This is a genomic window from Glycomyces rhizosphaerae, from assembly GCF_042647865.1.
In the GTDB taxonomy this organism is placed as follows: domain Bacteria; phylum Actinomycetota; class Actinomycetes; order Mycobacteriales; family Micromonosporaceae; genus Glycomyces; species Glycomyces rhizosphaerae.
The window spans coordinates 62608-82452 of record NZ_JBHRWO010000006.1; the positions used below are offsets into that span (position 1 = coordinate 62608).

The following is a 19845-nucleotide window of genomic DNA, read 5'->3' on the forward strand; positions in this document are numbered from 1 at the left end:
GCTAGTCTCATTTCATGCTCTCCGATCCAGACCCGAGTCGCTTCGGGCGTGAGGGCGGGGATTCCGGAGACCCCCATGTCTCCTCGAACCGCCCGGGCTGGGGTCGGCGATTCACCAGCCGCACGGGGGTCGCGCTGGCAGTCGGCCTTGCGACCCTCATGATCGGCCTCCTCCTCGGCTACGGGGCGGCGGTACCTCGTCAATCCGAACTCGATGAACTCGAGTCGGAGAAGGCCTCAGCACTCGACGCATCCGAAACCCTCCGGGAAGAGATCATCGAACTGCAAGACCAGATCGAGGCGCTCCAAACCCAGGTCGACCAGATCGACGAACGCGAGGCCGGACTCGATCAGCGCGAGGCCGGACTCGATCAGCGCGAGGCGGACCTCGACGCGCGCGAGCAGGACCTCGAAGACCGGCAAACCGAACTCGACGACCGCGAAGAGGAGATCACCCAGGAAGAGGAAGAGATCGAGGCGAACACGATTCCGGGTGACGGCGTCTGGGTGGTCGGAGAGGAAGTCGAACCTGGGACCTACAAAGCCCAAGGCACTGGGTCCGGCTGCTACTGGGCCAGACTCGGTTCGCTGGACACGTTCGACATCCTCGACAACCATTTCGGCTCCGCCAACGTCTCCGTCGAAATCAAGAGTGATGACTTCGCTTTCGAGACCTCTGGGTGCGGCGACTGGATCAAGCAGTAGATCGACAGCGGCGACAGCGCCGTTGCGACCTGTCGGATCTACGGAGTTCGCCCCGCCAGGGCACCCGCAAGGCGGCCCTCCGCTCGTCCCAGCCGCTCTGCGGCTTCCGCCGCGTCCACGCCCAGTTCGATCATGACCACCGCGGTCTTCACGTGCTCCCCCGAAGCGGTCAGCGCCGCCTCCGCGGCCTCGGCGTCCACTCCGGTGATCTCGCGAATCATCCGGACCGCCCGCGCCGCCAGCTTCGAGTTCGCGACCCGCATGTCCACCATGTAGTTCCGGTAGACCTTCCCCAAGCGCACCATGCTGATCGTCGAGATCATGTTGAGCACGAACTTCTGCGCCGTGCCCGACTTCAGCCGCGTCGAACCGGCCACGACCTCCGGGCCCACCTCGACCTCGATCCGGTGCTCGGCCACCGCCGAGAGGAGTGTGCCGGCGTTGCACGACAACCCCACGGTGAGCGCGCCGCGCCGCCGCGCTTCCTCGACCGCCGCGACCACGAACGGGGTCCGACCGCTCGCCGCCAGGCCGACCACCGCATCGGCCGGGCCGATCCCCTCGGCGACCATGGCCGCGACCCCGGCCGCGGCGTCGTCCTCGGTGCCCTCGACGGCGCCGCCCTCGGCGGCCTTGCCGCCCGCGAGGATCGCCTTCACCAGCTCGGGGTCGGTCGAGAACGTCGGCGGGCACTCCGCTGCGTCCATCACGGCCATCCGCCCGGCCGTGCCGGCCCCCACGTATCGCAGCCGCCCGCCCTTCGCGAGGCGGTCGGCCACTGCGTCGATCGCGGCGGCCACCTCCGGGAGGACCGCGGCGACGGCAGTTGGGACGCTCGCGTCCGCCTCGTTCATGGTGCGCGCCAAGTCAAGCGTCGAAAGCAGCTCGATCCCGGCATAGCGGGGATCGGCCTGTTCGGTCGCCAAGGTGGCCAGCTGGGTGCGCGCCTGCAGGCGCTCGGTCGTCTCACTCACAGTTGCGAGCCTAGCGCAATGAAGTAAAATTTCATCCAACCGGCTGGGTATGAAGAATCGCGCCGCACCATGGGCGGCGGTCGACAGGTGTACGGTGTCGTCATGCCAGCCAGCCGCACCGACACGCCCAACCTCCTGGTGCTCATCAAATCGGTCCTGCCCTCACTGTCCAAGGCCGAGACCAAGGTCGCCCAAGAAATCATCCGCGAACCCGAGGCCGCCTCGACCCGGACGATCACCGAACTCGCCCGCGCGGCGGGCACCTCCGAAGCCACCGTCGTGCGATTCTGCCGCTCCCTCGGCCTCGCCGGGCACCGCGAGCTGCGGATGCGCGCCGCGCAGGCCGTCATCGGCACCGGCGAAGGACCCGACCGCGAGATCGCGGGCGGCGACATCCCCACGGGCGCAGACATGTCCCGCATCATCGCCACGGTCAGCTACGCCGACGTCGGCGCGATCACCGACACGGCAAACGCGCTCGACACGGCCGCCTGCGAGGCCGCCGTCGCAGCCCTGGCGAGCGCGGGCCGCATCGACGTGTTCGGCGTGGAGGCCTCCGGAATCGTGGCCCTGGACCTCGTCAAGAAGTTCCACCGCATCGGCTGCACCGCCTTCTCGTGGCCCGACGTGCACTCGGCATTGGTCGCGAGCGCGCTGGCGGGCCCGAAGGACGTCGCGGTGGCGATCTCGCACTCGGGGGCGACCACGGAGACCGTGGAGTTCCTGGAATCGGCCCGCGACCGGGAGGCGACGACGATCGCCATCACGAACCACGCGCGGTCGCCGCTGGCGAAGGCCGCCGACCTGGTGCTGACGACCGCGGCCCGGGAGACGACGTTCCGCTCCGGAGCGACGGTCAGCCGCATCGCGCAATTGATGGTCGTCGACTGCCTCTTCGTCGGAGTGGCCGCGAAGCAGCGCAAGCGAACCGCGAAGGCGCTCGCAGCGACGGCAGCGGCCGTCTCCGGCCGCCAACGCGCCTGACGACACGAACGGCGCGCCCTACGCGGGACGCGCCGTTCTGTCGGCCCTCTCGGGCATTGTTGAATTCGGGGGGATCCCGACTGTCCGATTTGAAGGCTAGTGCCGGAATAACTAGCTTGTGCCGCTTAGCTTCCGCGCGCCTCTTCGACCGCTTCCCGGAGCTCCGGGAGTCGGTCGTGGAAGATCCCGGGGCACTGGGTCGAGTTGAAGTCCATGTGCCCGTAGATCTCGCTCGACGGGATCGCATACTGCTCGCATGCGAACGCGCACACCGCGACCAGCGAATCCCATTGCGCCGCAGGTGGTTCCGCGCCGTCGTGGTAGGAGCCCTCGTTCGAGATGCCGAGCGCCTGCGTGTTCTGCCCCGAGGTGTGGATGCCCTGGATGAACCGCTCGCCCGACAGCAGCGCGTCGAGACTCCCGGTGGTGCCCTCGGTGATCCAGCCGCCGCGGCTCACGATGAAGTTGTATCCCGTGTCGCGCCAGCCGTTGTCGTCCATGTGCAGGTCCTGCACCCACTTCGCGTGGGCGTGCGCCTGCTCGCGGGAGAAGTCCTCGGTGTTCGCGGCGACCGTGTGGTGCACGATGAGCCTGCCCGGGCTACCGGAGATGACCGGGTTGGTGCCGTTGGGGGTCCGCGCGCCCCACACGTCGGTCGCGTCGATGTCGGGCTCGACCGCCTGGGCGCTCGCGCCCGGCGCGGCGAGGGCCGCGAATCCGGCGGCCCCGAGGAGTCCGGCCGCGCCGGTCCCGAACAGGACCCTGCGGCGGATGCGTTGGTGGTCTGCGTCCATGCCTGCCTCCAGACGCCGGAGTCCGGGGGCCGGTCGGGCCCCCGGACTCCGGGTTCCTAGGTGTTGTTCGCGAGCGCCAGCAGGCGGTCGCGTGCGCCGTTGAAGTGGTCGCGGTCGACGTTGCCGGAGATGCCCGGGACCGATCCGGTCGCGGTGTACTGCCAGAACGTCCAGGTCGTGCTGCTCCAGCCGGCCGGGAGCGTCGGGGACGAGGCGCCCCAGTGCGCGACCCACAGCGGGCTCTTCGAAGCCATGCCGGTCCATGAACCGGTACAGGAGTTCCACCACGAGGCGGTCGTGTAGATGACCACGTCGCGGCCGGTGCGCGCCTTGTACCGGTTGTAGAAGTCGGTGATCCAGGTGCGCATCTGGGTGGTGGTGAGGCCGTAGCAGGCCGCGCCCGAGGGCGGGGCCTCGAGGTCGACCGCGCCGGGCAGGGTGAGGTTGTCGGCGGACCAGGCACCGCCGTTGCTGGCGAAGTAGTCCGCCTGCGCGGTGCCGCTCGAGGAGTTCGGCCGGGCGAAGTGGTACGCCCCGCGGATCACGCCGGCCGCGTGGGCCGCCGGGTAATTCGTGTTGAACCGGGGGTCCTTGTAGGTGGTGCCCTCGGTGGCCTTGATGTAGGCCCATTGGACGCCGGAGTTCTTGACCGAGGTCCAGTTGATGGCGCCCTGGTAGTTGGAGACGTCGATCCCGGCGATGCGAGTCTGCGCCTGCGCCGGGCTCGCGACGGCGAGTCCGGCTGCGGTCATCACGGTGGCCGCCAGCAGTACGACGGCGGCGCGGAGGCCGCGGCGTCCGGAAGGTCGTTTTCGATGGGTGGGGAAGATCTTCACGCTGTACTCCCTGGTTGTCAGGAGATCAGGGGATTGGGGGTGAGTGCGTGGATTTGCACCCGGATCCCAGTATGGAGATAAACTCCACGAAGAGTCAAGCGTGTGAAAATAACTTTCTACGACGCGCGAGTGAACGACTACGCGTAGTTCAGGCCGTGCCCGAGGGCGTACGCGATCTCGCCTGTGGCGGCGGGGACGTCCACGGGCAGCACGCCGCTCGGGTTGATCGCGCCGGTGATGGCCTTCGCCAGGGCCGCAAGGGAGGCGGTCGTGTACGAGTACGTCGCCAGGCTCGCGTTGGCTCCGCCGAGGTGTGCGGCGTCGTAGGGGGTGCCGACGGCGGCGGTGACGACCGGGAGGCCGGCCTTCAGCAGCTCGGCCACTAGGTTCGCCTGCGCGCCACCGGCTTTGACATTGAACGTCGACACCACGACGAGGTCGCGGCCCACGGCGGCGGCCACCGCGGACTTGATCGCGTCGGCATCCGGGTCATCCCCGGTGACGAGCGCTTCCGCCTGCAGGCCTTGGGCGGTGAGCGATTCGGTCAGTCGGGCGGTCGTGTTCTCGCCCCAGCCGGTCACCAGGACATTCCCGGCCTCGAGCGGCAGCGTGCCGTCGTTGGCGAGCAGCGTGATCGAGCGGTCCGCGATGTCGGCGGCCATTGCAAGGTGCTCGTCGGCACCGACCACGTCGACCGCGTCGGGGTCGGTCGTCGGCTCCCCGATGATGCCGCGGGCCAGCTTGAGTGCGAGCAGGCGCCGCACCGAGGCGTCGATGCGCTCCTCGGTCAGCTCCCCCGACTCGACGGCCCCGAGCACCGCGTCGTAGGCGAGCTTGAAGTTCGGCGGCATGAGCAGCATGTCGGCTCCGGCCAGGATCGCCATCACCGGCACCCGCTCGTCGCCGTACTCGGTGCGGACCCCTTGCATCTCAAGGGAGTCGGTGATGATGACGCCTTCGAAGCCGAGGCGGTCGCGCAGCAGCCCGGTGAGGATCGGTTCAGACAGCGTGGCGGGCTTGAGCGAGTCGTCGAGGGCCGGGAACTGGATGTGGGCGGACATGACCATGTCGGCGCCGGCCGCGATCGCCGCCGTGAACGGCGGGGCGTCGATCCGCTCCCACTCCGTGGCGGTGTGCGTGATGACCGGCAGGCCCACGTGGCTGTCCGTCCCGGTGTCGCCGTGGCCCGGGAAGTGCTTGGCGGACACCGCCACTCCCCCGGCCTGGTAGCCGCTCACCTGGGCCGCGACGAAACCGCTCACCGACTCGGGATCGGACCCGAAGGAGCGGACGCCGATCACCGGGTTCGCCGGGTCGACGTTCACGTCGGCGTCGGGAGCGAAGTTCTGGTTGAGGCCCATGGCCCGCAGCTCGGTACCTGCCACTTCGGCCGCGCGGTTCGCGGCCTCGGTGTCACCGGTCGCGCCGAGCGGCATCGACCCGGGGAACTGCGTGGTGGGCTCCTTGATCCGCACGACCGTGCCGTACTCCTGGTCGGTCGCGATCAGCAGGGGGAGGTCAGCGGCCTCCTGGAGGCCGTTCGAGAGCGCCACGATCTGGTCAGGATCGGTCAGGCCGTTGGCCCAATCGAAGTAGATGATCCCACCCGGGGCGAAGTCGGCGACGAACGCAGCGCCATCGTCCACACCGAGGCGCTGCCGGTTCGAGGCGACCGCATCGGCATGGTCCGAATCGGCCGACTCGCCGTGCACGTAGACCATGAACAACTGGCCGACCTTGGCTTGCAGGGACATCGACGCCAGCTGCGTCTCGACCCAGTCGGGCGTCGCCTCCATCGTCGGGTCCCCCTCGGGCTCGTCCTCGCCCCGCCGGGACGCGGCCTCGGCGATCACGGCGCCCCCGCCGACGACCGCGAAGGCCCCGGCCACGCTCGAGGCGAGCACGGTCTTGCGGGAGAGTTTCGGCGAACGCACCCGCCCATACTGGCTCAAGCCCACACCCCGTGCAAGGCCGACCCGCGTGGCCACTGACGCGAATCACATCGAAATACCCCAAGACATGACGAAAGCCGGGCCGGAGCGAATGCTCCGGCCCGGCCCTGCGAATAGCCGTTCTAGCGGACTAGAACTTCAGGCCGTTGTCACGGGCGGCGTCGGCCAGGGCCGCGACGCGGCCGTGGTACTTCACGCCACCGCGGTCGAAGACGACGGCTTCGACGCCGGCTTCCTTCGCACGCTCGGCGATCAGCTTGCCGACTTCCTTGGCCTTGGCGGTCTTGTCGCCCTCGAACGCGCGCAGACCGGGTTCCACCGTCGACGCGGCGGCCAGCGTGTGGCCGGTGACGTCGTCGATGACCTGGGCCACGATGTGCTTCGAGGACCGGAAGACCGCGAGGCGCGGCTGCGAAGCCGTACCCGTGATCTTCTTGCGGCCGCGGAAGTGACGGCGGTTCTTGCCGATCCGGCGACGCTCCGAGACGGACCCGGAGGGGCGGCGGTTTTCGAGTTTGCTCGCCATTACTTACCAGCCTTTCCGGCCTTGCGGCGGATGCGCTCGTCGACGTACTTCACGCCCTTGCCCTTGTAGGGCTCCGGCGGACGCAGTCGGCGAATGTTCGACGCGACCTGACCGACGAGCTGCTTGTCGATGCCCTCGACGTGCAGCAGGGTCGGCTTCTCGACCTTGAACGAGATGCCTTCCGGGGCGTCGACCTGGATGGTGTGGGAGAAGCCGAGGCTCATCTCCACGCCCTTGCCCTTGGCGACGGCCCGGTAACCGGTGCCGTTGATCTCGAGGGACTTCTTGTAGCCCTCCGAGACGCCGACGACCATGTTGTTGACGAGGCTGCGAGCCAGGCCGTGCAGGGCACGGGACTTGCGCTCGTCGTTGGGGCGGGTGACCGCGAAGGTCCCGTCCTCGTTCTTCTCGATGCCGATCGGCTCGGGCAGCTCAGTGCTGAGCTGGCCCTTGGGGCCCTTCACGGTCACCGTCGCGCCATCGATCTTGAGCTCGACGCCGGAGGGCACCAGAATCGGCTGCTTCCCAATGCGGGACATGCTTAATACCCTCCTGCTACCAGACGTAGGCGATGACTTCGCCGCCAACGCCGCGCTTGCGAGCCTGACGGTCGGTCAGCAGGCCCTGGGAGGTGGACACGATGGCCACACCCAGGCCGCCGAGGACGCGCGGCAGCTCAGTGGACTTGGCGTAGACCCGCAGGCCCGGCTTGGAGACGCGGCGCAGGCCCGCAAGGGACCGTTCGCGGCGCTCGCCGAACTTCAGGTCGATGACCAAGGTCTTGCCGACTTTGCCCTCTTCAGGGTCCACGACGCGCCACTCGGCGATGTAGCCCTCCTGCTTGAGGACCTCCGCGATGGAGGCCTTCATCTTGGAGTGCGGCATCTTGAGCTCGTCGTGGTACGCCTGGTTGGCGTTCCGCAGACGGGTCAGCATGTCTGCGATCGGGTCGGTCATTGTCATTAGCGTTGTTTACCTTTCTCACCCCGGTTCCCCGCCTTATGAAGACCGGCGGGGCCTGTGGCGATCGGAGTTCTAGGAAGCCGGTGGCTTACCAGGAGGCCTTGTGGACGCCCGGGAGTTCACCCGCGTGGGCCATGTCGCGCACGCAGACGCGGCACAGGCCGAACTTGCGGTAGACGGCCTTCGGCCGGCCGCACTTCTGGCAGCGGGTGTAGGCGCGCACGGCGAACTTCGGCTTCCGCTTGGCCTTCGCGATGAGGGCTTTCTTCGCCATTAGTCGTTCTCCTTGAACGGGAAACCGAGCAGCTTCAGGAACGCCCGGCCTTCGTCGTCGGTCTTCGCGGTGGTCACCAAGGTGATGTCCATACCGCGAACCCGGTCGATCTTGTCCTGGTCGATCTCGGGGAACACGCTCTGCTCGGTGAGACCGAAGGTGTAGTTCCCGTTGCCGTCGAACTGCTGGTCCGAGAGCCCGCGGAAGTCGCGGATGCGCGGCAGCGCGATCGCCAGGAGGCGGTCGAGGAACTCCCACATGCGGTCGCCGCGAAGGGTGACCTTCGCGCCGATCGCCTGGCCCTCGCGCAGCTTGAACTGCGCGATCGACTTCTTGGCCCGACGGACGAGAGGCTTCTGACCGGTGATCGTGGTCAGGTCCTCGAGCGCCCCGTTGATGAGCTTGGAGTCGCGAGCGGCCTCACCGACACCCATGTTGACCACGATCTTCGTCAGACCGGGGATCTGGTGGATGTTGGTGTACTTGAACTGGTCCTGCAGCGCGGGCCTGATGTCGGACCGGTAGGTCTCCTTCAGGCGCGGCTGGACCTTCTCTGCAACGTCAGTCATTACAGGTCCTTACCCGTCCGCTTCGAAACACGGACCTTGCGGCCGTCGTCGCCGAACCGGTAACCCACGCGAGTGGGCTGGTTGTCGGCGTCGAGCACCTGCACGTTCGAAACGTGGATCGCGGCCTCTTGCACCACGATGCCACCGGTCTTCGAACCGCGGGCGGTCTGCCCGGCCTTGGTGTGCTTGGTCATCCGGTTGACGCCCTCGACGAGCACACGCTCGCGGTCGGGGTACGCCTCCAGGACCAGTCCCTCGGCACCCTTGTCCTTGCCAGCGATGACGCGGACTCGGTCGCCCTTCTTGATCTTCATCTCTTACAGCACCTCCGGTGCGAGGGAGATGATCTTCATGAACTGCTTGTCGCGCAGCTCGCGGGCGACCGGCCCGAAGATACGGGTCCCTCGCGGTTCGCCGTCCTTGACGAGGACAGCGGCGTTCTCGTCGAACTTGATGTACGTGCCGTCGGGACGGCGCGTCTCCTTGACCGTGCGAACGATGACGGCCTTGACGACGTCACCCTTCTTCACCCCGGCACCCGGGGTGGCGTCCTTGACGGTGGCCACGATCGTGTCGCCGATACCGGCGTAGCGTCGGCCGGAGCCGCCGAGGACACGGATGCACAGGATCTCCCGCGCACCGGTGTTGTCGGCGACCTTGAGCCGCGACTCTTGCTGAATCACGTCCCGATCCTCCTACTTCGCCTTCTCGAGGATCTCGACGATGCGCCAACGCTTGGTCTTCGACAGGGGACGGGTCTCCATGATGGAGACACGGTCACCGATGCCGGCCTCGTTGGCCTCGTCGTGAGCCTTGTACTTCTTGTTGGACTTGACGACCTTGCCGTACAGCGCGTGCTTCTTGCGGTCTTCGACCTCGACGACGGCGGTCTTGTCCATCTTGTCGCCGACGACGAAGCCTTCGAGCACCTTGCGCCGTCCGCGAGTCTGAGTTTCCTCGCTCACTTCTCAACCTCCTCCGGCGCGGCGCTGAGGCCCAGCCGGCGCTCGTTCATGACGGTGTAGATCCGCGCGATCTCCTTGCGGACCAGACCGAGCTCGTGGTTGTTCTCCAGCTGGCCCGTAGCGTTACGGACACGCAGGTTGAACAGTTCTTCCTTCTTCTCCACGAGCTTCGCCTGGAGTTCCTTGTCGTTGAGCTCGCGCAGCTCACCGGTGTCGATACCAGTAGCCATGTCTACTCCCCTGCCCCTTCACGGCTCACGATGCGGCACTTCATCGGGAGCTTGTGGATCGCACGCTGCAGTGCCTCGTGGGCGATCTCCTCGGTCGGGTAAGAGAGCTCGAACATGACGCGGCCCGGCTTGACGTTGGCCACCCAGAATTCGGGCGAACCCTTACCGGAACCCTGACGGGTCTCGGCGGGCTTCTTCGTGATCGCACGGTCCGGGAAGATCGTGATCCAGACCTTGCCGCCACGCTTGATGTGGCGGGTCATGGCGATACGAGCGGACTCGATCTGGCGGTTGGTCACATAGCTGTGCTCCAGCGCCTGGATGCCGTACTCGCCGAAGGAGACCTTCGTGCCCCGAGTGGCCTTGCCCTTGCGCTTCGGAGCGTGAGGCTTCCGGTAACCGCGCGGCGGTTTCCGTGGCATGAGCATGTCGCTTAGCCCTCCTGCTTCTCAGTCTCAGCGGCGGGCGCGGCGACAGCGGCCTCGGCAGGCTGAGCGGCGCCACGGCCACCACGGCCGCGTCCACCGCGAGCGCCACCGGCACCGCCACGGCCGCCACGGTCGCCACCGCGACCGCCGCGGTCGGGACCGGAGTCACGACGACGCTGCACCTGCTCGGCCTGCTCCTTGAGCGTGGCCTCACCCTTGTAGATCCAGACCTTCACGCCGATGCGGCCGAAGGTCGTGGCGGCCTCGAACAGGCCGTAGTCGATGTTCGCGCGGAGCGTGTGCAGCGGGACCTGGCCCTCGCGGTACTGCTCCGAACGGGACATCTCCGCGCCGCCGAGGCGGCCCGAGCACTGCACCTTGATGCCCTTGACCGTCGGGTTGCGCATGGCCGACTGAATGGCCTTGCGCATCGCGCGACGGAAGTTGACACGGCTGGACAGCTGCTCCGCGACGCCCTGGGCGACGAGCTGAGCATCGACGTCGGGGTTCTTGACCTCGATGATGTTCAGCTGGACCTGCTTGCCCGTCAGCTTCTCCAGGTTGCCGCGCAGACGATCGGCCTCGGCGCCTTTACGGCCGATGACGATGCCCGGGCGGGCGGTGTGGATGTCGACGCGAACCCGCTCGCGGGTCCTCTCGATCTCCACCTTGGAGATGCCGGCGCGCTCGAGACCCTTGGTCATGAGCTGGCGGATCTTGACGTCCTCGCCGATGTACTCGGCGTACTCCTTGTCGGCGTACCAACGCGACGTCCAGTCGGCGCTGATGCCGAGGCGGTACCCGTGCGGGTGGATCTTCTGACCCATTAGGCGGTCTCCTCCTTCTCAGCGTTCTCGGACTTCACGTCGGCCTCGACCGGCTTCGGAGCGGCGGCCTTGGGCCGGCGAACCGAGGGAGAGGCGGACTGCTTGGCCTGGACCGACTCGACCACCACGGTGATGTGGCTGGTGCGCTTGTTGATCCGGTAGGCGCGACCGTGGGCGCGCGGGCGGTACCGACGCATGGTCGGGCCCTCGTCGACCTTGATCTCGGACACCAGAAGCGATTCCGGGTCGAGACCGAGGTTGTTCTCGGCGTTCGCCTGAGCCGACGCGATGACCTTGTACACGATCTCGGCCGCGCTGAAAGGCGCGAACTCGAGAGTCGTCAAGGCCTCGTCCACGGGCAGACCACGCACGAGGTCGACGACGCGGCGCGCCTTGCGAGGTGCTACGCGGACGTACCGCGCCGACGCGCGCGCCTTCGGAGCCTCCTGCTCCACTGTTGCCATCGTTTTAAATCCTTCGTTCGTTTCTCATAGCCCGTGGCCTAGCGGCGACGGCTCTTCCGGTCGTCCTTCTCGTGCCCGCGGAACGTGCGGGTGGGAGCGAACTCGCCGAGCTTGTGCCCGACCATGTTCTCCGTGACGTAGACCGGAACGTGCTTGCGGCCGTCGTGGACGCCGAAGGTCAGCCCGATGAAGTCGGGGGTGATCGTCGAGCGGCGCGACCACGTCTTGATGACGTTCTTGCTCTTGGTCTCGATCGCAACGTCCACCTTCTTCTGCAGGTGGTCGTCGATGAACGGGCCCTTCTTGAGGCTGCGAGCCATGGACTACTTCCCTCGCTTCCGGTTGACGTTGCGACGACGGACGATGAGCCGGTCGTTCGGGTGGTTGCGCTTGCGGGTGCGGCCCTCGGGCTTACCCTGCGGGTTCACCGGGTGACGACCACCGGACGTACGGCCCTCGCCACCACCGTGCGGGTGGTCGACCGGGTTCATGACGACACCGCGGACGGTCGGGCGCCAGCCCTTCCAGCGCATGCGGCCGGCCTTGCCCCAGTTGATGTTGCCCTGCTCGGCATTGCCGACTTCGCCGACGGTGCCGCGGCAGGTCACCTGGACCAGGCGGATCTCGCCGGAAGGCATGCGCAGGTGCGCGTACTTGCCTTCACGGGCGAGCAGCTGGATCGAGGCGCCCGCGGAGCGGCCCAGAGCGGCGCCGCCGCCGGGCTTGAGCTCCACCGCGTGGATCGTGGTACCGACCGGAATGTGACGCAGCTCCAGCGAGTTGCCGGGCTTGATGTCGGCCTCCGGGCCGTTCTCGATCAGGTCACCCTGCTTGATCCCCTTGGGGGCCAGGATGTACCGCTTCTCGCCGTCCGCGTAGTGCAGCAGCGCGATGTTCGCGGTGCGGTTCGGGTCGTACTCGATGTGCGCGACCTTCGCCGGCACGCCGTCCTTGTCGTGGCGACGGAAGTCGATCACACGGTAACGGCGCTTGTGGCCGCCACCGCGGTGACGCGTCGAGATCTTGCCCGAGTTGTTGCGCCCGCCGGTCTTGGAGATCGGACGGAGCAGCGACTTCTCGGGGGTCGAACGGGTGATCTCGGCGAAGTCGGAGACGCTCGAGCCACGACGCCCGGGCGTCGTCGGCTTGTACTTGCGAATAGCCATGCTTCTTGCTCCTACGAGATCTGTCCGCCGAAGATCTCACCCAGGCGACCGGGGTCGCCTTCCACGGTGACGATCGCGTGCTTGACACTCTTGCGCTGTCCCCAGCCCGTACGGGTGCGCTTGCGCTTGCCCGAGCGGTTCAGGGTGTTGACGCTCTTGACGTCCACACCGAAGATCTGCTTGACGGCGATCTTGATGTGGCTCTTGTTGGCGCGCGGGTCGACCTCGAAGGTGTACTTGCCCTCACCGAGGAGGGTGTAGGTCTTCTCCGAGATGACCGGCTTGATGATGATGTCGCGCGGGTCGGCGACGGTCACTTCGCTCACGCCGCGACCTCCTGCTCAGTCCGGTCAGCGATGAACGCCTCGATGGCGGCCTCGCTGAACACGATGTCCTCGTTGTTGAGCACGTCGTAGGTGTTGACCTGGCCCCAGTCGAGCAGGTGCACCTCGGGAAGGTTGCGCAGGCTCAGAGCAGCGGTCTGCTCGTCGCGGGTCAGGACCACCAGGACCTTGGAGGACTCGGTGATCGCGGCCAGGGCGGCCTGAGCGGTCTTCGTCTTGGGCGCGTCGCCCTCGATGAAGACGTCGATGACGTGCACGTTCTCGCCGCGGGCCCGGTCGGTGAGGGCGCCGGCCAGAGCCGCCGCCTTCATCTTCTTGGGGGTCCGCTCGGCGAACGACCGCGGCTTGGGGCCGTGGACGACGCCGCCGCCGGCGAACTGCGGCGCGCGGATCGAACCCTGACGGGCGCGACCGGTGCCCTTCTGCCGGTACGGCTTCTTGCCACCGCCGCGCACTTCGGCGCGGGTCTTGGTGTTGGCCGAGCCCGAGCGGGCGGCGGCCAGCTGCGCCGTGACGACCTGGTGCATGAGCGGGATGTTCGGCTCGACGTCGAAAATCGACGCCGGGAGCGCGATGGTCTTCCCGGTCTCTTCGCCAGAGGCGTTCTTGACGTTGATTTCAAGGCTCATGATTAAGCCACCTGCTTCACTGCCGTGCGGACGAGCACCAGGCCGTTCTTCGGCCCGGGGATGGCGCCCACGATGAGCAGCAGACCGCGCTCGGCGTCGACCGCCTGGATGCGCAGGTTCTGCGTGGTGTGACGGTTGTGGCCCATCCGGCCGGCCATGCGCATGCCCTTGAAGACGCGGCCCGGGGTCGCGCAGCCACCGATGGAACCGGGGGCGCGGTGGACCTTGTGCGCACCGTGGCTGGCGGGGAGACCGCCGAAGCCGTGGCGCTTCATGACGCCGGCGAAGCCCTTGCCCTTGGTGGTGCCGGTGACGTCCACGATCTGACCGGTCTCGAAGATGGTGGCTTCGATGGTCTGACCGAGGTCGTACTCGGCGGCGTCCGAGGTGCGCAGCTCGACGAGGTGGCGACGCGCGGCGACGCCAGCCTTCTCGAAGTGGCCCTGGAGCGGCTTCGTCACGTTCTTGAGTTTGATGTCGCCGAAGCCCAGCTGAACGGCCGAGTAGCCGTCGACGTCGGGCTTGCGAACCTGGGTGACCACGTTCGGCCCGGCCTGCACCACAGTGACGGGAACGGCGCGGCCGTTCTCGTCCCAAACCTGGGTCATGCCGAGCTTGGTGCCCAGGATTCCCTTGATCTGCCTGTCCATTGGTCCCCTACAGCTTGATCTCGATGTCGACGCCGGCCGGGAGGTCAAGGCGCATCAACGAGTCGACCGTCTTCGGGGTCGGGTCGAGAATGTCGATGAGGCGCTTGTGCGTGCGCATCTCGAAGTGCTCGCGCGAGTCCTTGTACTTGTGCGGCGACCGGATCACGCAGAAGCGGTTGATCTCAGTCGGCAGCGGCACCGGCCCGGAGATGGCAGCACCCGTACGGGTGACCGTCTCCACGATCTTGCGGGCCGAGGAGTCCACGACCTCGTGGTCGTAGGCTTTCAGCCTAATGCGGATCTTCTGTCCCGCCATGATTCCTAACCTAACGTAAATTGGCTGTTCAGACCGCTCCACGCGGTCGGGCGTGTCGCGAGTGCGAGACTGGCTTGGGCACAGCAGTGCCTTCAGTTGATCTCTTGATCTCGCCCGCCTGCCCGCCATGAAACGGTCCCTCTCAGCACGGTCAAGTGCCTACTCGGGCCCGCGGGCCGGGCGTGAGCACCGGCGTAGTTTTCAGTGCACAGCACTGGAAACGCCGGAGCGTACGCAACCTGAATATTATGCCTGGTCCCCCATTAGCCCAGCAAGCTGGGGTCGGGGAACAGTGGGACAGGTTACGCGTATGCGCTTGGTTCGCGTCTCAAGCGCCGGATCGACGGTGATCGTCGAGCACGAAGCGTTCGATATGAGACGCAAGTGAACCGGGGTGACCCTCTAGGCGTTGATGCGGCTCGAGAGCCGCGCCAAGGGGGCCACCCCGGCAATCGGTCTTACTTGAGGACCTTGGTGACGCGGCCCGAACCGACGGTGCGGCCACCCTCGCGGATCGCGAAGAGGAGACCCTCGTCCATGGCGATGGGCTGGATCAGCTCCACCTTCATGTCGGTGTTGTCGCCCGGCATGACCATCTCGGTGCCCTCGGGGAGGGTCACGACGCCGGTCACGTCGGTGGTCCGGAAGTAGAACTGCGGACGGTAGTTGTTGAAGAACGGCGTGTGACGCCCACCCTCGTCCTTGGACAGGATGTAGACCGCGGCCTCGAAGTCGGTGTGAGGCGTGGTGGTCTTCGGCTTCACGACGACCATGCCGCGCTCGACCTCTTCGCGCTTGGTGCCGCGGAGCAGGAGGCCCACGTTCTCACCGGCGCGCGCGTCGTCGAGGGTCTTGCGGAACATCTCGATGGCGGTGACCTTGGTCTGGATCGCGCCTTCGCGGATGCCGACGATCTCGACTTCCTCGTTGGGGAGGAGCACACCGCGCTCCACACGACCGGTGACGACGGTGCCGCGACCGGTGATGGTGAACACGTCCTCGATCGGCATGAGGAACGGCAGGTCGGTCGCGCGCTCCGGCTCCGGGACCGAGTCGTCGACGGCCTGCATGAGCTCGGCGACGGCGTCGACCCACTTCTGCTCGCCCTCGAGGGCGCCCAGAGCGGAGACCTGGATGACCGGCGCGTCGTCGCCCGGGAAGCCCTGGTCGGACAGCAGCTCGCGGACCTCCATCTCGACGAGCTCGAGGATTTCCTCGTCGTCGACCATGTCGGACTTGTTGAGCGCCACCACGACGTAGGGGACACCGACCTGGCGGGCGAGCAGCACGTGCTCACGCGTCTGGGGCATGGGGCCGTCAGCGGCGGACACGACGAGGATCGCGCCGTCCATCTGGGCCGCACCGGTGATCATGTTCTTGATGTAGTCGGCGTGCCCGGGGCAGTCGACGTGCGCGTAGTGCCGGGCCTCGGTCTGGTACTCGACGTGCGAGATCGAGATCGTGATACCGCGCTGGCGCTCTTCGGGAGCGTTGTCGATCTCATCGAACGGCGTGTACGGGTTGAGGTCCGGGAACTTGTCGTGCAGGACCTTGGTGATCGCAGCGGTGAGCGTGGTCTTGCCGTGGTCGACGTGACCGAGCGTGCCGATGTTCACGTGCGGCTTGGTCCGCTCGAACTTTTCCTTAGCCACTTCGTCCTCCTGTGGACTGTGTAAATCTGGTTTGACTTATCTGACCTATTGCGTCGCTTCGGGGCAACAGCGCCTTTGCTGGCAACAGGTGGTCAGCGGTGGGCGCCCAGGCTTGGGCGCCCGAGCCGCTTACTCGCCTGTCGCCTTGGCGATGATTTCCTTGGCGACGTTCGCCGGGACTTCGGCGTAGGTGTCGAACTGCATCGAGTAGTTCGCACGCCCGGCCGTCTTCGACCGCAGGTCGCCGACGTAACCGAACATCTCCGACAGCGGCACGACGGCCTTGACCGTACGGTCGTTGCCGCGCTCGCCCATCTCCTGGACCATGCCGCGACGGGAGTTGATGTCGCCGATGACATCGCCCATGCTCTCCTCGGGGCAGATGACCTCCACGGACATCATCGGCTCGAGGATGACGGGGCGAGCCCTCTTCGCGGCTTCCTTGAGCGCCATGCGACCGGCGATCTTGAAGGCCATTTCCGAGGAGTCGACTTCGTGGTACTGACCGTCGATCAGTTCCATCTTGACGCCCACGAGCGGGTAACCCGCGAGGACGCCGTCCTCGAGGGCGCTCTCCGCGCCGGCCTTGACCGACGGGATGTACTCGCGCGGGATGCGGCCACCGGTGATCTTGTCGTCGAAGGCGAAGATCTCGTCCTCGTTCGACTTCATCTCCAGCGGTTCGAGGTTGACGAGCACGCGCGCGAACTGACCGGAACCACCGGTCTGCTTCTTGTGCAGGTACTCGACCTTCTCGATCCGCTGCGTGACCGTCTCGCGGTAGGCCACCTGCGGCTTGCCGATGTTGGCCTCGACGTTGAACTCCCGCTTCATGCGGTCGACCAAGATGTCGAGGTGCAGCTCGCCCATGCCGGAGATGATCGTCTGGCCGGAGTCCTCGTCGGTCTTGACCCGGAAGGTCGGGTCCTCTTCGGCGAGGCGCTGGATCGCGGTGGCCAGCTTGTCCTGGTCGGCCTTCGACTTCGGCTCGATGGCCACGTCGATAACCGGCTCCGGGAAGATCATCGATTCCAGGATGACCTGGTTGCCCGTGTCGCTCAGCGTGTCACCGGTGGTGGTGGCCTTGAGGCCCTGCACCGCGATGATGTCGCCGGCGTGCGCTTCCGAGCGCTCTTCGCGCTTGTTGGCGTGCATCTGGTAGATCTTGCCGACGCGCTCTTTGCGGCTCTTGGTCGAGTTGATGACCTGAGTGCCGGTCGTGACCGAGCCCGAGTAGATCCGGACGTAGGTCAGACGACCGAGGTGCTTGTCGGTCTGGATCTTGAACGCCAGGCCCGCGAAGGGCTCCTCGACGTCCGCGTGACGCTCGGCGGGGGTCTCGTTGTCGGTGAGGGTCCCCTGGATCGCCGGGATGTCGAGCGGGCTCGGCAGGTAGTCCACGACCGCGTCGAGCAGGGGCTGAACGCCCTTGTTCTTGAACGCGGTACCGCAGAGCACCGGGTTGATCTGGTTGGCGATCGTGGCCTTGCGGATCGCGGCCTTGACCTCGGGAGTCGTGATCTCCTCGCCGGAGAGGAACTTCTCCGCGAACTCGTCGTCGACGTCCGAGAGGGTCTCCAGGAGCTTCTCGCGGTACTCCTCGGCCTGGTCGGCCAGGTCCGCGGGGATCTCCTCGACCGTGTACTCCTCGCCGAGGCCGGTCTCGCCGCGCCACACCTTGGCGTGCATCTCGACCAGGTCGACGACGCCGATGAAGTCGGCCTCGTTCCCGATCGGGAGCTGGATCACCGCGGTGTTCGAGTTGAGGCGGTCCTGCATCATCTCGACGCAGCGGAAGAAGTTCGCGCCGGTGCGGTCGAGCTTGTTGACGAAGCACATACGAGGAACGTCGTACTTGTTCGCCTGACGCCAGACGTTCTCGGTCTGCGGCTCGACGCCCGCGACACCGTCGTAGACGGCGATGGCGGAGTCGAGCACGCGGAGCGAACGCTCCACTTCGACGGTGAAGTCGACGTGGCCGGGCGTGTCGATGATCTGGATGACGTGGTCGTCCCACTCGCACTTGGTAGCGGCGGAGGTGATGGTGATACCACGCTCCTGCTCCTGCTCCATCCAGTCCATGGTCGCGGCGCCGTCGTGGACCTCACCGATCTTGTGCGACACGCCCGTGTAGTACAGGATGCGCTCGGTGGTGGTCGTCTTTCCGGCGTCGATGTGGGCCATGATGCCGATGTTGCGGAGCTTGGCGAGCGCCGCGTTAGCTTTATTAGCCACGATCTCTCAGTCTCTCTGCGACTACCAGCGGTAGTGCGCGAATGCCTTGTTGGAATCGGCCATCTTGTGCGTGTCCTCACGCTTCTTGACCGCGGCGCCGAGGCCGTTCGAGGCGTCCAGGATCTCGTTCGTCAGACGCTCGACCATGCTCTTCTCGCGGCGGTCGCGGGAGTACCCGACGAGCCAGCGGAGACCCAGGGTGGTGGCGCGCTGCGGGCGCACGTCGACCGGAACCTGGTAGGTGGCGCCACCGACACGGCGGGAGCGGACCTCAAGGGTGGGCTTGACGTTGTCGAGCGCGCGCTTGAGGATCACCACGGGGTCCGAGTCGGCCTTCTTGCGGCAGTTCTCGAGGGCTTCGTAGACGATGCGCTCGGCGAGGCGGCGCTTGCCGTCCTTGAGGACCTTGTTGATCAGCTGGGTGACGAGCACCGAGTTGTAGACCGGGTCGGCGGTAAGCGGCCGGCGCGGCGCGGGACCTTTACGCGGCATGGCTTACTTCTCCTTCTTCGCGCCGTAGCGGCTGCGGGCCTGCTTGCGGTCGCGGACACCCTGGGTGTCGAGCGCGCCGCGGATGATCTTGTAGCGGACACCGGGCAGGTCGCGGACACGACCGCCGCGCACGAGCACGATCGAGTGCTCCTGCAGGTTGTGGCCCACACCAGGGATGTAGGCGGTGACCTCGGTGCCGTTCATGAGGCGCACACGGGCGACCTTGCGCATGGCCGAGTTCGGCTTCTTCGGCGTCGTGGTGTACACACGCGTGCACACACCGCGAGCCTGCGGGCTGCCCTTCAGCGCGGGCGTCTTGTTCTTGCTGGTCTTGGCCTTGCGGCCTTTCCTGACCAGCTGCTGGATGGTTGGCACTGAGGCGAACCCCTCTCAACAGTCGACGGTTGCGTATTCCTGTCTCGGTGACGTCACCTGTTCCCCACACCGTAAAACTGGCCCTGTAAAGGCCCAGGTCAATGGCGTAGGTTTCCGTCCCCCGCGTTCGGGCGTGTCGCGTCTCTCCGGACCCATACCGGCATCAGCGGCAGACCGAAGTCCGCCATCGTGCAGGTTCAGACGCGTTCGTAAACGAATCCGTCAGGACCGGCCATCATGGCCGTGTTCACGAAGCCCCCAGTGCGAGGGATGCGTGCCGGTGACGCCATCCGACGGAACCGAAATTCCACCTTCTTGCAGGCACGCAACCTGGCCTGGCTCTCACGGGGACCGAGCTGCCGGAGTTGACAGGGCCACCATGCCGCTCAAAGCGGTGTCCAGGCGCAAGGGAGAAGCCTACCTAGCCTAACGAACAAGGTCAAAGCGGTTTTCGCCCCACAAGGCATCCGTGTTCAGTGTCACGGAACTTGAATGA

The 19845-nt window shown here is 66.7% G+C and carries 28 protein-coding genes; 2 read left to right on the plus strand and 26 right to left on the minus strand.

The annotated features are described in order from the left end of the window. Positions 1-14: 14 nt before the first annotated feature. The gene (locus ACFO8M_RS05870) at positions 15-704 is read left to right on the plus strand and encodes a coiled-coil domain-containing protein (RefSeq protein WP_387971862.1); all 690 of its coding nucleotides are present in this window, start codon (positions 15-17) and stop codon (positions 702-704) included. A gap of 38 nt (positions 705-742) precedes the next feature. On the opposite strand, the gene murQ is transcribed toward ACFO8M_RS05870, so the two are convergent. Then, positions 743-1678: an N-acetylmuramic acid 6-phosphate etherase gene (gene murQ / locus ACFO8M_RS05875; protein ID WP_387971865.1), complete on the minus strand. Its 936-nt coding sequence runs from the start codon at positions 1676-1678 to the stop codon at positions 743-745. Between the two features lie 102 nt (positions 1679-1780). On the opposite strand from murQ, the gene ACFO8M_RS05880 reads away from it, so the two are divergent. Then, positions 1781-2662, plus strand: coding sequence for a MurR/RpiR family transcriptional regulator (locus ACFO8M_RS05880; RefSeq protein WP_387971867.1), 882 nt, complete (start codon positions 1781-1783; stop codon positions 2660-2662). A 125-nt stretch (positions 2663-2787) separates the two neighbouring features. Here the strand turns inward: ACFO8M_RS05880 and ACFO8M_RS05885 are convergent, their stop codons facing one another. The 25 genes from ACFO8M_RS05885 to rpsL form a co-directional block, all read right to left on the minus strand. Then, positions 2788-3456: a peptidoglycan recognition protein family protein gene (locus tag ACFO8M_RS05885; protein WP_387971870.1), complete on the minus strand. Its 669-nt coding sequence runs from the start codon at positions 3454-3456 to the stop codon at positions 2788-2790. 56 nt (positions 3457-3512) lie between these two features. Further along, positions 3513-4286, minus strand: coding sequence for a lysozyme (locus ACFO8M_RS05890; protein ID WP_387972366.1), 774 nt, complete (start codon positions 4284-4286; stop codon positions 3513-3515). Between the two features lie 143 nt (positions 4287-4429). Then, entirely contained in the window at positions 4430-6226 is a 1797-nt protein-coding gene (locus tag ACFO8M_RS05895; protein WP_387971873.1) for a glycoside hydrolase family 3 protein, read from the minus strand. Positions 6227-6374: 148 nt separating this feature from the next. Next, complete coding sequence (gene rplR / locus ACFO8M_RS05900; RefSeq protein ID WP_387971876.1) at positions 6375-6770, minus strand: 50S ribosomal protein L18; 396 nt, start codon at positions 6768-6770, stop codon at positions 6375-6377. Next, a complete protein-coding gene (rplF, locus tag ACFO8M_RS05905; RefSeq protein WP_270109027.1) occupies positions 6770-7309 on the minus strand; it encodes a 50S ribosomal protein L6 in 540 nt (179 codons plus the stop codon). Before rplF ends, rplR begins: the two co-directional genes overlap by 1 nt. A 16-nt stretch (positions 7310-7325) precedes the next feature. Beyond that, a complete protein-coding gene (rpsH, locus tag ACFO8M_RS05910) occupies positions 7326-7733 on the minus strand; it encodes a 30S ribosomal protein S8 (protein WP_360410633.1) in 408 nt (135 codons plus the stop codon). Positions 7734-7821: 88 nt separating this feature from the next. Then, positions 7822-8007, minus strand: a complete 186-nt coding sequence (locus ACFO8M_RS05915) for a type Z 30S ribosomal protein S14 (protein WP_030155111.1) — start codon at positions 8005-8007, stop codon at positions 7822-7824. Further along, positions 8007-8576 (minus strand): 50S ribosomal protein L5, encoded by a 570-nt coding sequence (gene rplE / locus ACFO8M_RS05920; protein WP_387971880.1) that lies wholly within the window; start codon positions 8574-8576, stop codon positions 8007-8009. Before rplE ends, ACFO8M_RS05915 begins: the two co-directional genes overlap by 1 nt. Then, positions 8576-8890, minus strand: a complete 315-nt coding sequence (gene rplX / locus ACFO8M_RS05925) for a 50S ribosomal protein L24 (RefSeq protein WP_387971883.1) — start codon at positions 8888-8890, stop codon at positions 8576-8578. Before rplX ends, rplE begins: the two co-directional genes overlap by 1 nt. A 3-nt stretch (positions 8891-8893) precedes the next feature. After that, positions 8894-9259 (minus strand): 50S ribosomal protein L14, encoded by a 366-nt coding sequence (rplN, locus tag ACFO8M_RS05930; protein ID WP_387971890.1) that lies wholly within the window; start codon positions 9257-9259, stop codon positions 8894-8896. 12 nt (positions 9260-9271) lie between these two features. After that, the gene (gene rpsQ, locus ACFO8M_RS05935) at positions 9272-9541 is read right to left on the minus strand and encodes a 30S ribosomal protein S17 (protein WP_091039822.1); all 270 of its coding nucleotides are present in this window, start codon (positions 9539-9541) and stop codon (positions 9272-9274) included. Then, a complete protein-coding gene (gene rpmC / locus ACFO8M_RS05940) occupies positions 9538-9771 on the minus strand; it encodes a 50S ribosomal protein L29 (RefSeq protein ID WP_205326516.1) in 234 nt (77 codons plus the stop codon). The genes rpsQ and rpmC overlap by 4 nt, the downstream gene beginning before the upstream one ends. Before the next feature lie 2 nt (positions 9772-9773). Beyond that, on the minus strand, positions 9774-10199 hold the full coding sequence (rplP, locus tag ACFO8M_RS05945; protein ID WP_136528409.1) for a 50S ribosomal protein L16: 426 nt from the start codon (positions 10197-10199) through the stop codon (positions 9774-9776). Positions 10200-10204: 5 nt separating this feature from the next. Continuing rightward, a complete protein-coding gene (rpsC, locus tag ACFO8M_RS05950; protein ID WP_387971896.1) occupies positions 10205-11026 on the minus strand; it encodes a 30S ribosomal protein S3 in 822 nt (273 codons plus the stop codon). Further along, the gene (gene rplV / locus ACFO8M_RS05955; RefSeq protein ID WP_091039819.1) at positions 11026-11490 is read right to left on the minus strand and encodes a 50S ribosomal protein L22; all 465 of its coding nucleotides are present in this window, start codon (positions 11488-11490) and stop codon (positions 11026-11028) included. Before rplV ends, rpsC begins: the two co-directional genes overlap by 1 nt. A 38-nt stretch (positions 11491-11528) precedes the next feature. Further along, entirely contained in the window at positions 11529-11810 is a 282-nt protein-coding gene (gene rpsS, locus ACFO8M_RS05960; protein ID WP_208496280.1) for a 30S ribosomal protein S19, read from the minus strand. 3 nt (positions 11811-11813) lie between these two features. After that, positions 11814-12656, minus strand: a complete 843-nt coding sequence (gene rplB / locus ACFO8M_RS05965; protein WP_387971901.1) for a 50S ribosomal protein L2 — start codon at positions 12654-12656, stop codon at positions 11814-11816. Between the two features lie 11 nt (positions 12657-12667). Continuing rightward, on the minus strand, positions 12668-12982 hold the full coding sequence (rplW, locus tag ACFO8M_RS05970; RefSeq protein WP_387971904.1) for a 50S ribosomal protein L23: 315 nt from the start codon (positions 12980-12982) through the stop codon (positions 12668-12670). After that, positions 12979-13629 (minus strand): 50S ribosomal protein L4, encoded by a 651-nt coding sequence (rplD, locus tag ACFO8M_RS05975; RefSeq protein WP_387971907.1) that lies wholly within the window; start codon positions 13627-13629, stop codon positions 12979-12981. Before rplD ends, rplW begins: the two co-directional genes overlap by 4 nt. A 2-nt stretch (positions 13630-13631) precedes the next feature. Then, the gene (gene rplC, locus ACFO8M_RS05980) at positions 13632-14279 is read right to left on the minus strand and encodes a 50S ribosomal protein L3 (RefSeq protein WP_387971910.1); all 648 of its coding nucleotides are present in this window, start codon (positions 14277-14279) and stop codon (positions 13632-13634) included. 7 nt (positions 14280-14286) lie between these two features. Next, the gene (gene rpsJ / locus ACFO8M_RS05985; protein ID WP_026922761.1) at positions 14287-14595 is read right to left on the minus strand and encodes a 30S ribosomal protein S10; all 309 of its coding nucleotides are present in this window, start codon (positions 14593-14595) and stop codon (positions 14287-14289) included. 458 nt (positions 14596-15053) lie between these two features. After that, positions 15054-16247 carry an elongation factor Tu gene (gene tuf, locus ACFO8M_RS05990; RefSeq protein WP_387971913.1) on the minus strand — a complete coding sequence of 398 codons (1194 nt, stop codon included), beginning with the start codon at positions 16245-16247 and terminating at the stop codon, positions 15054-15056. Between the two features lie 129 nt (positions 16248-16376). After that, on the minus strand, positions 16377-18482 hold the full coding sequence (gene fusA / locus ACFO8M_RS05995; protein ID WP_387971916.1) for an elongation factor G: 2106 nt from the start codon (positions 18480-18482) through the stop codon (positions 16377-16379). Between the two features lie 21 nt (positions 18483-18503). Then, entirely contained in the window at positions 18504-18974 is a 471-nt protein-coding gene (rpsG, locus tag ACFO8M_RS06000; protein WP_030155149.1) for a 30S ribosomal protein S7, read from the minus strand. A 3-nt stretch (positions 18975-18977) separates the two neighbouring features. Further along, positions 18978-19349 (minus strand): 30S ribosomal protein S12, encoded by a 372-nt coding sequence (rpsL, locus tag ACFO8M_RS06005; protein ID WP_091039811.1) that lies wholly within the window; start codon positions 19347-19349, stop codon positions 18978-18980. Positions 19350-19845 lie beyond the last annotated feature (496 nt).

Coding starts and splice junctions, on each gene's coding strand:
- ACFO8M_RS05870 (WP_387971862.1), top strand. CDS start 15: ATGCTCTCCGATCCAGACCCGAGTCGCTTCGGGCGTGAGGGCGGGGAT.
- ACFO8M_RS05880 (WP_387971867.1), top strand. CDS start 1,781: ATGCCAGCCAGCCGCACCGACACGCCCAACCTCCTGGTGCTCATCAAA.
- ACFO8M_RS05885 (WP_387971870.1), bottom strand. CDS start 3,456: ATGGACGCAGACCACCAACGCATCCGCCGCAGGGTCCTGTTCGGGACC.
- rplR (WP_387971876.1), bottom strand. CDS start 6,770: ATGGCGAGCAAACTCGAAAACCGCCGCCCCTCCGGGTCCGTCTCGGAG.
- rplF (WP_270109027.1), bottom strand. CDS start 7,309: ATGTCCCGCATTGGGAAGCAGCCGATTCTGGTGCCCTCCGGCGTCGAG.
- rpsH (WP_360410633.1), bottom strand. CDS start 7,733: ATGACAATGACCGACCCGATCGCAGACATGCTGACCCGTCTGCGGAAC.
- ACFO8M_RS05915 (WP_030155111.1), bottom strand. CDS start 8,007: ATGGCGAAGAAAGCCCTCATCGCGAAGGCCAAGCGGAAGCCGAAGTTC.
- rplE (WP_387971880.1), bottom strand. CDS start 8,576: ATGACTGACGTTGCAGAGAAGGTCCAGCCGCGCCTGAAGGAGACCTAC.
- rplX (WP_387971883.1), bottom strand. CDS start 8,890: ATGAAGATCAAGAAGGGCGACCGAGTCCGCGTCATCGCTGGCAAGGAC.
- rpmC (WP_205326516.1), bottom strand. CDS start 9,771: ATGGCTACTGGTATCGACACCGGTGAGCTGCGCGAGCTCAACGACAAG.
- rplP (WP_136528409.1), bottom strand. CDS start 10,199: ATGCTCATGCCACGGAAACCGCCGCGCGGTTACCGGAAGCCTCACGCT.
- rpsC (WP_387971896.1), bottom strand. CDS start 11,026: ATGGGTCAGAAGATCCACCCGCACGGGTACCGCCTCGGCATCAGCGCC.
- rplV (WP_091039819.1), bottom strand. CDS start 11,490: ATGGCAACAGTGGAGCAGGAGGCTCCGAAGGCGCGCGCGTCGGCGCGG.
- rpsS (WP_208496280.1), bottom strand. CDS start 11,810: ATGGCTCGCAGCCTCAAGAAGGGCCCGTTCATCGACGACCACCTGCAG.
- rplB (WP_387971901.1), bottom strand. CDS start 12,656: ATGGCTATTCGCAAGTACAAGCCGACGACGCCCGGGCGTCGTGGCTCG.
- rplD (WP_387971907.1), bottom strand. CDS start 13,629: ATGAGCCTTGAAATCAACGTCAAGAACGCCTCTGGCGAAGAGACCGGG.
- rplC (WP_387971910.1), bottom strand. CDS start 14,279: ATGGACAGGCAGATCAAGGGAATCCTGGGCACCAAGCTCGGCATGACC.
- rpsJ (WP_026922761.1), bottom strand. CDS start 14,595: ATGGCGGGACAGAAGATCCGCATTAGGCTGAAAGCCTACGACCACGAG.
- rpsG (WP_030155149.1), bottom strand. CDS start 18,974: ATGCCGCGTAAAGGTCCCGCGCCGCGCCGGCCGCTTACCGCCGACCCG.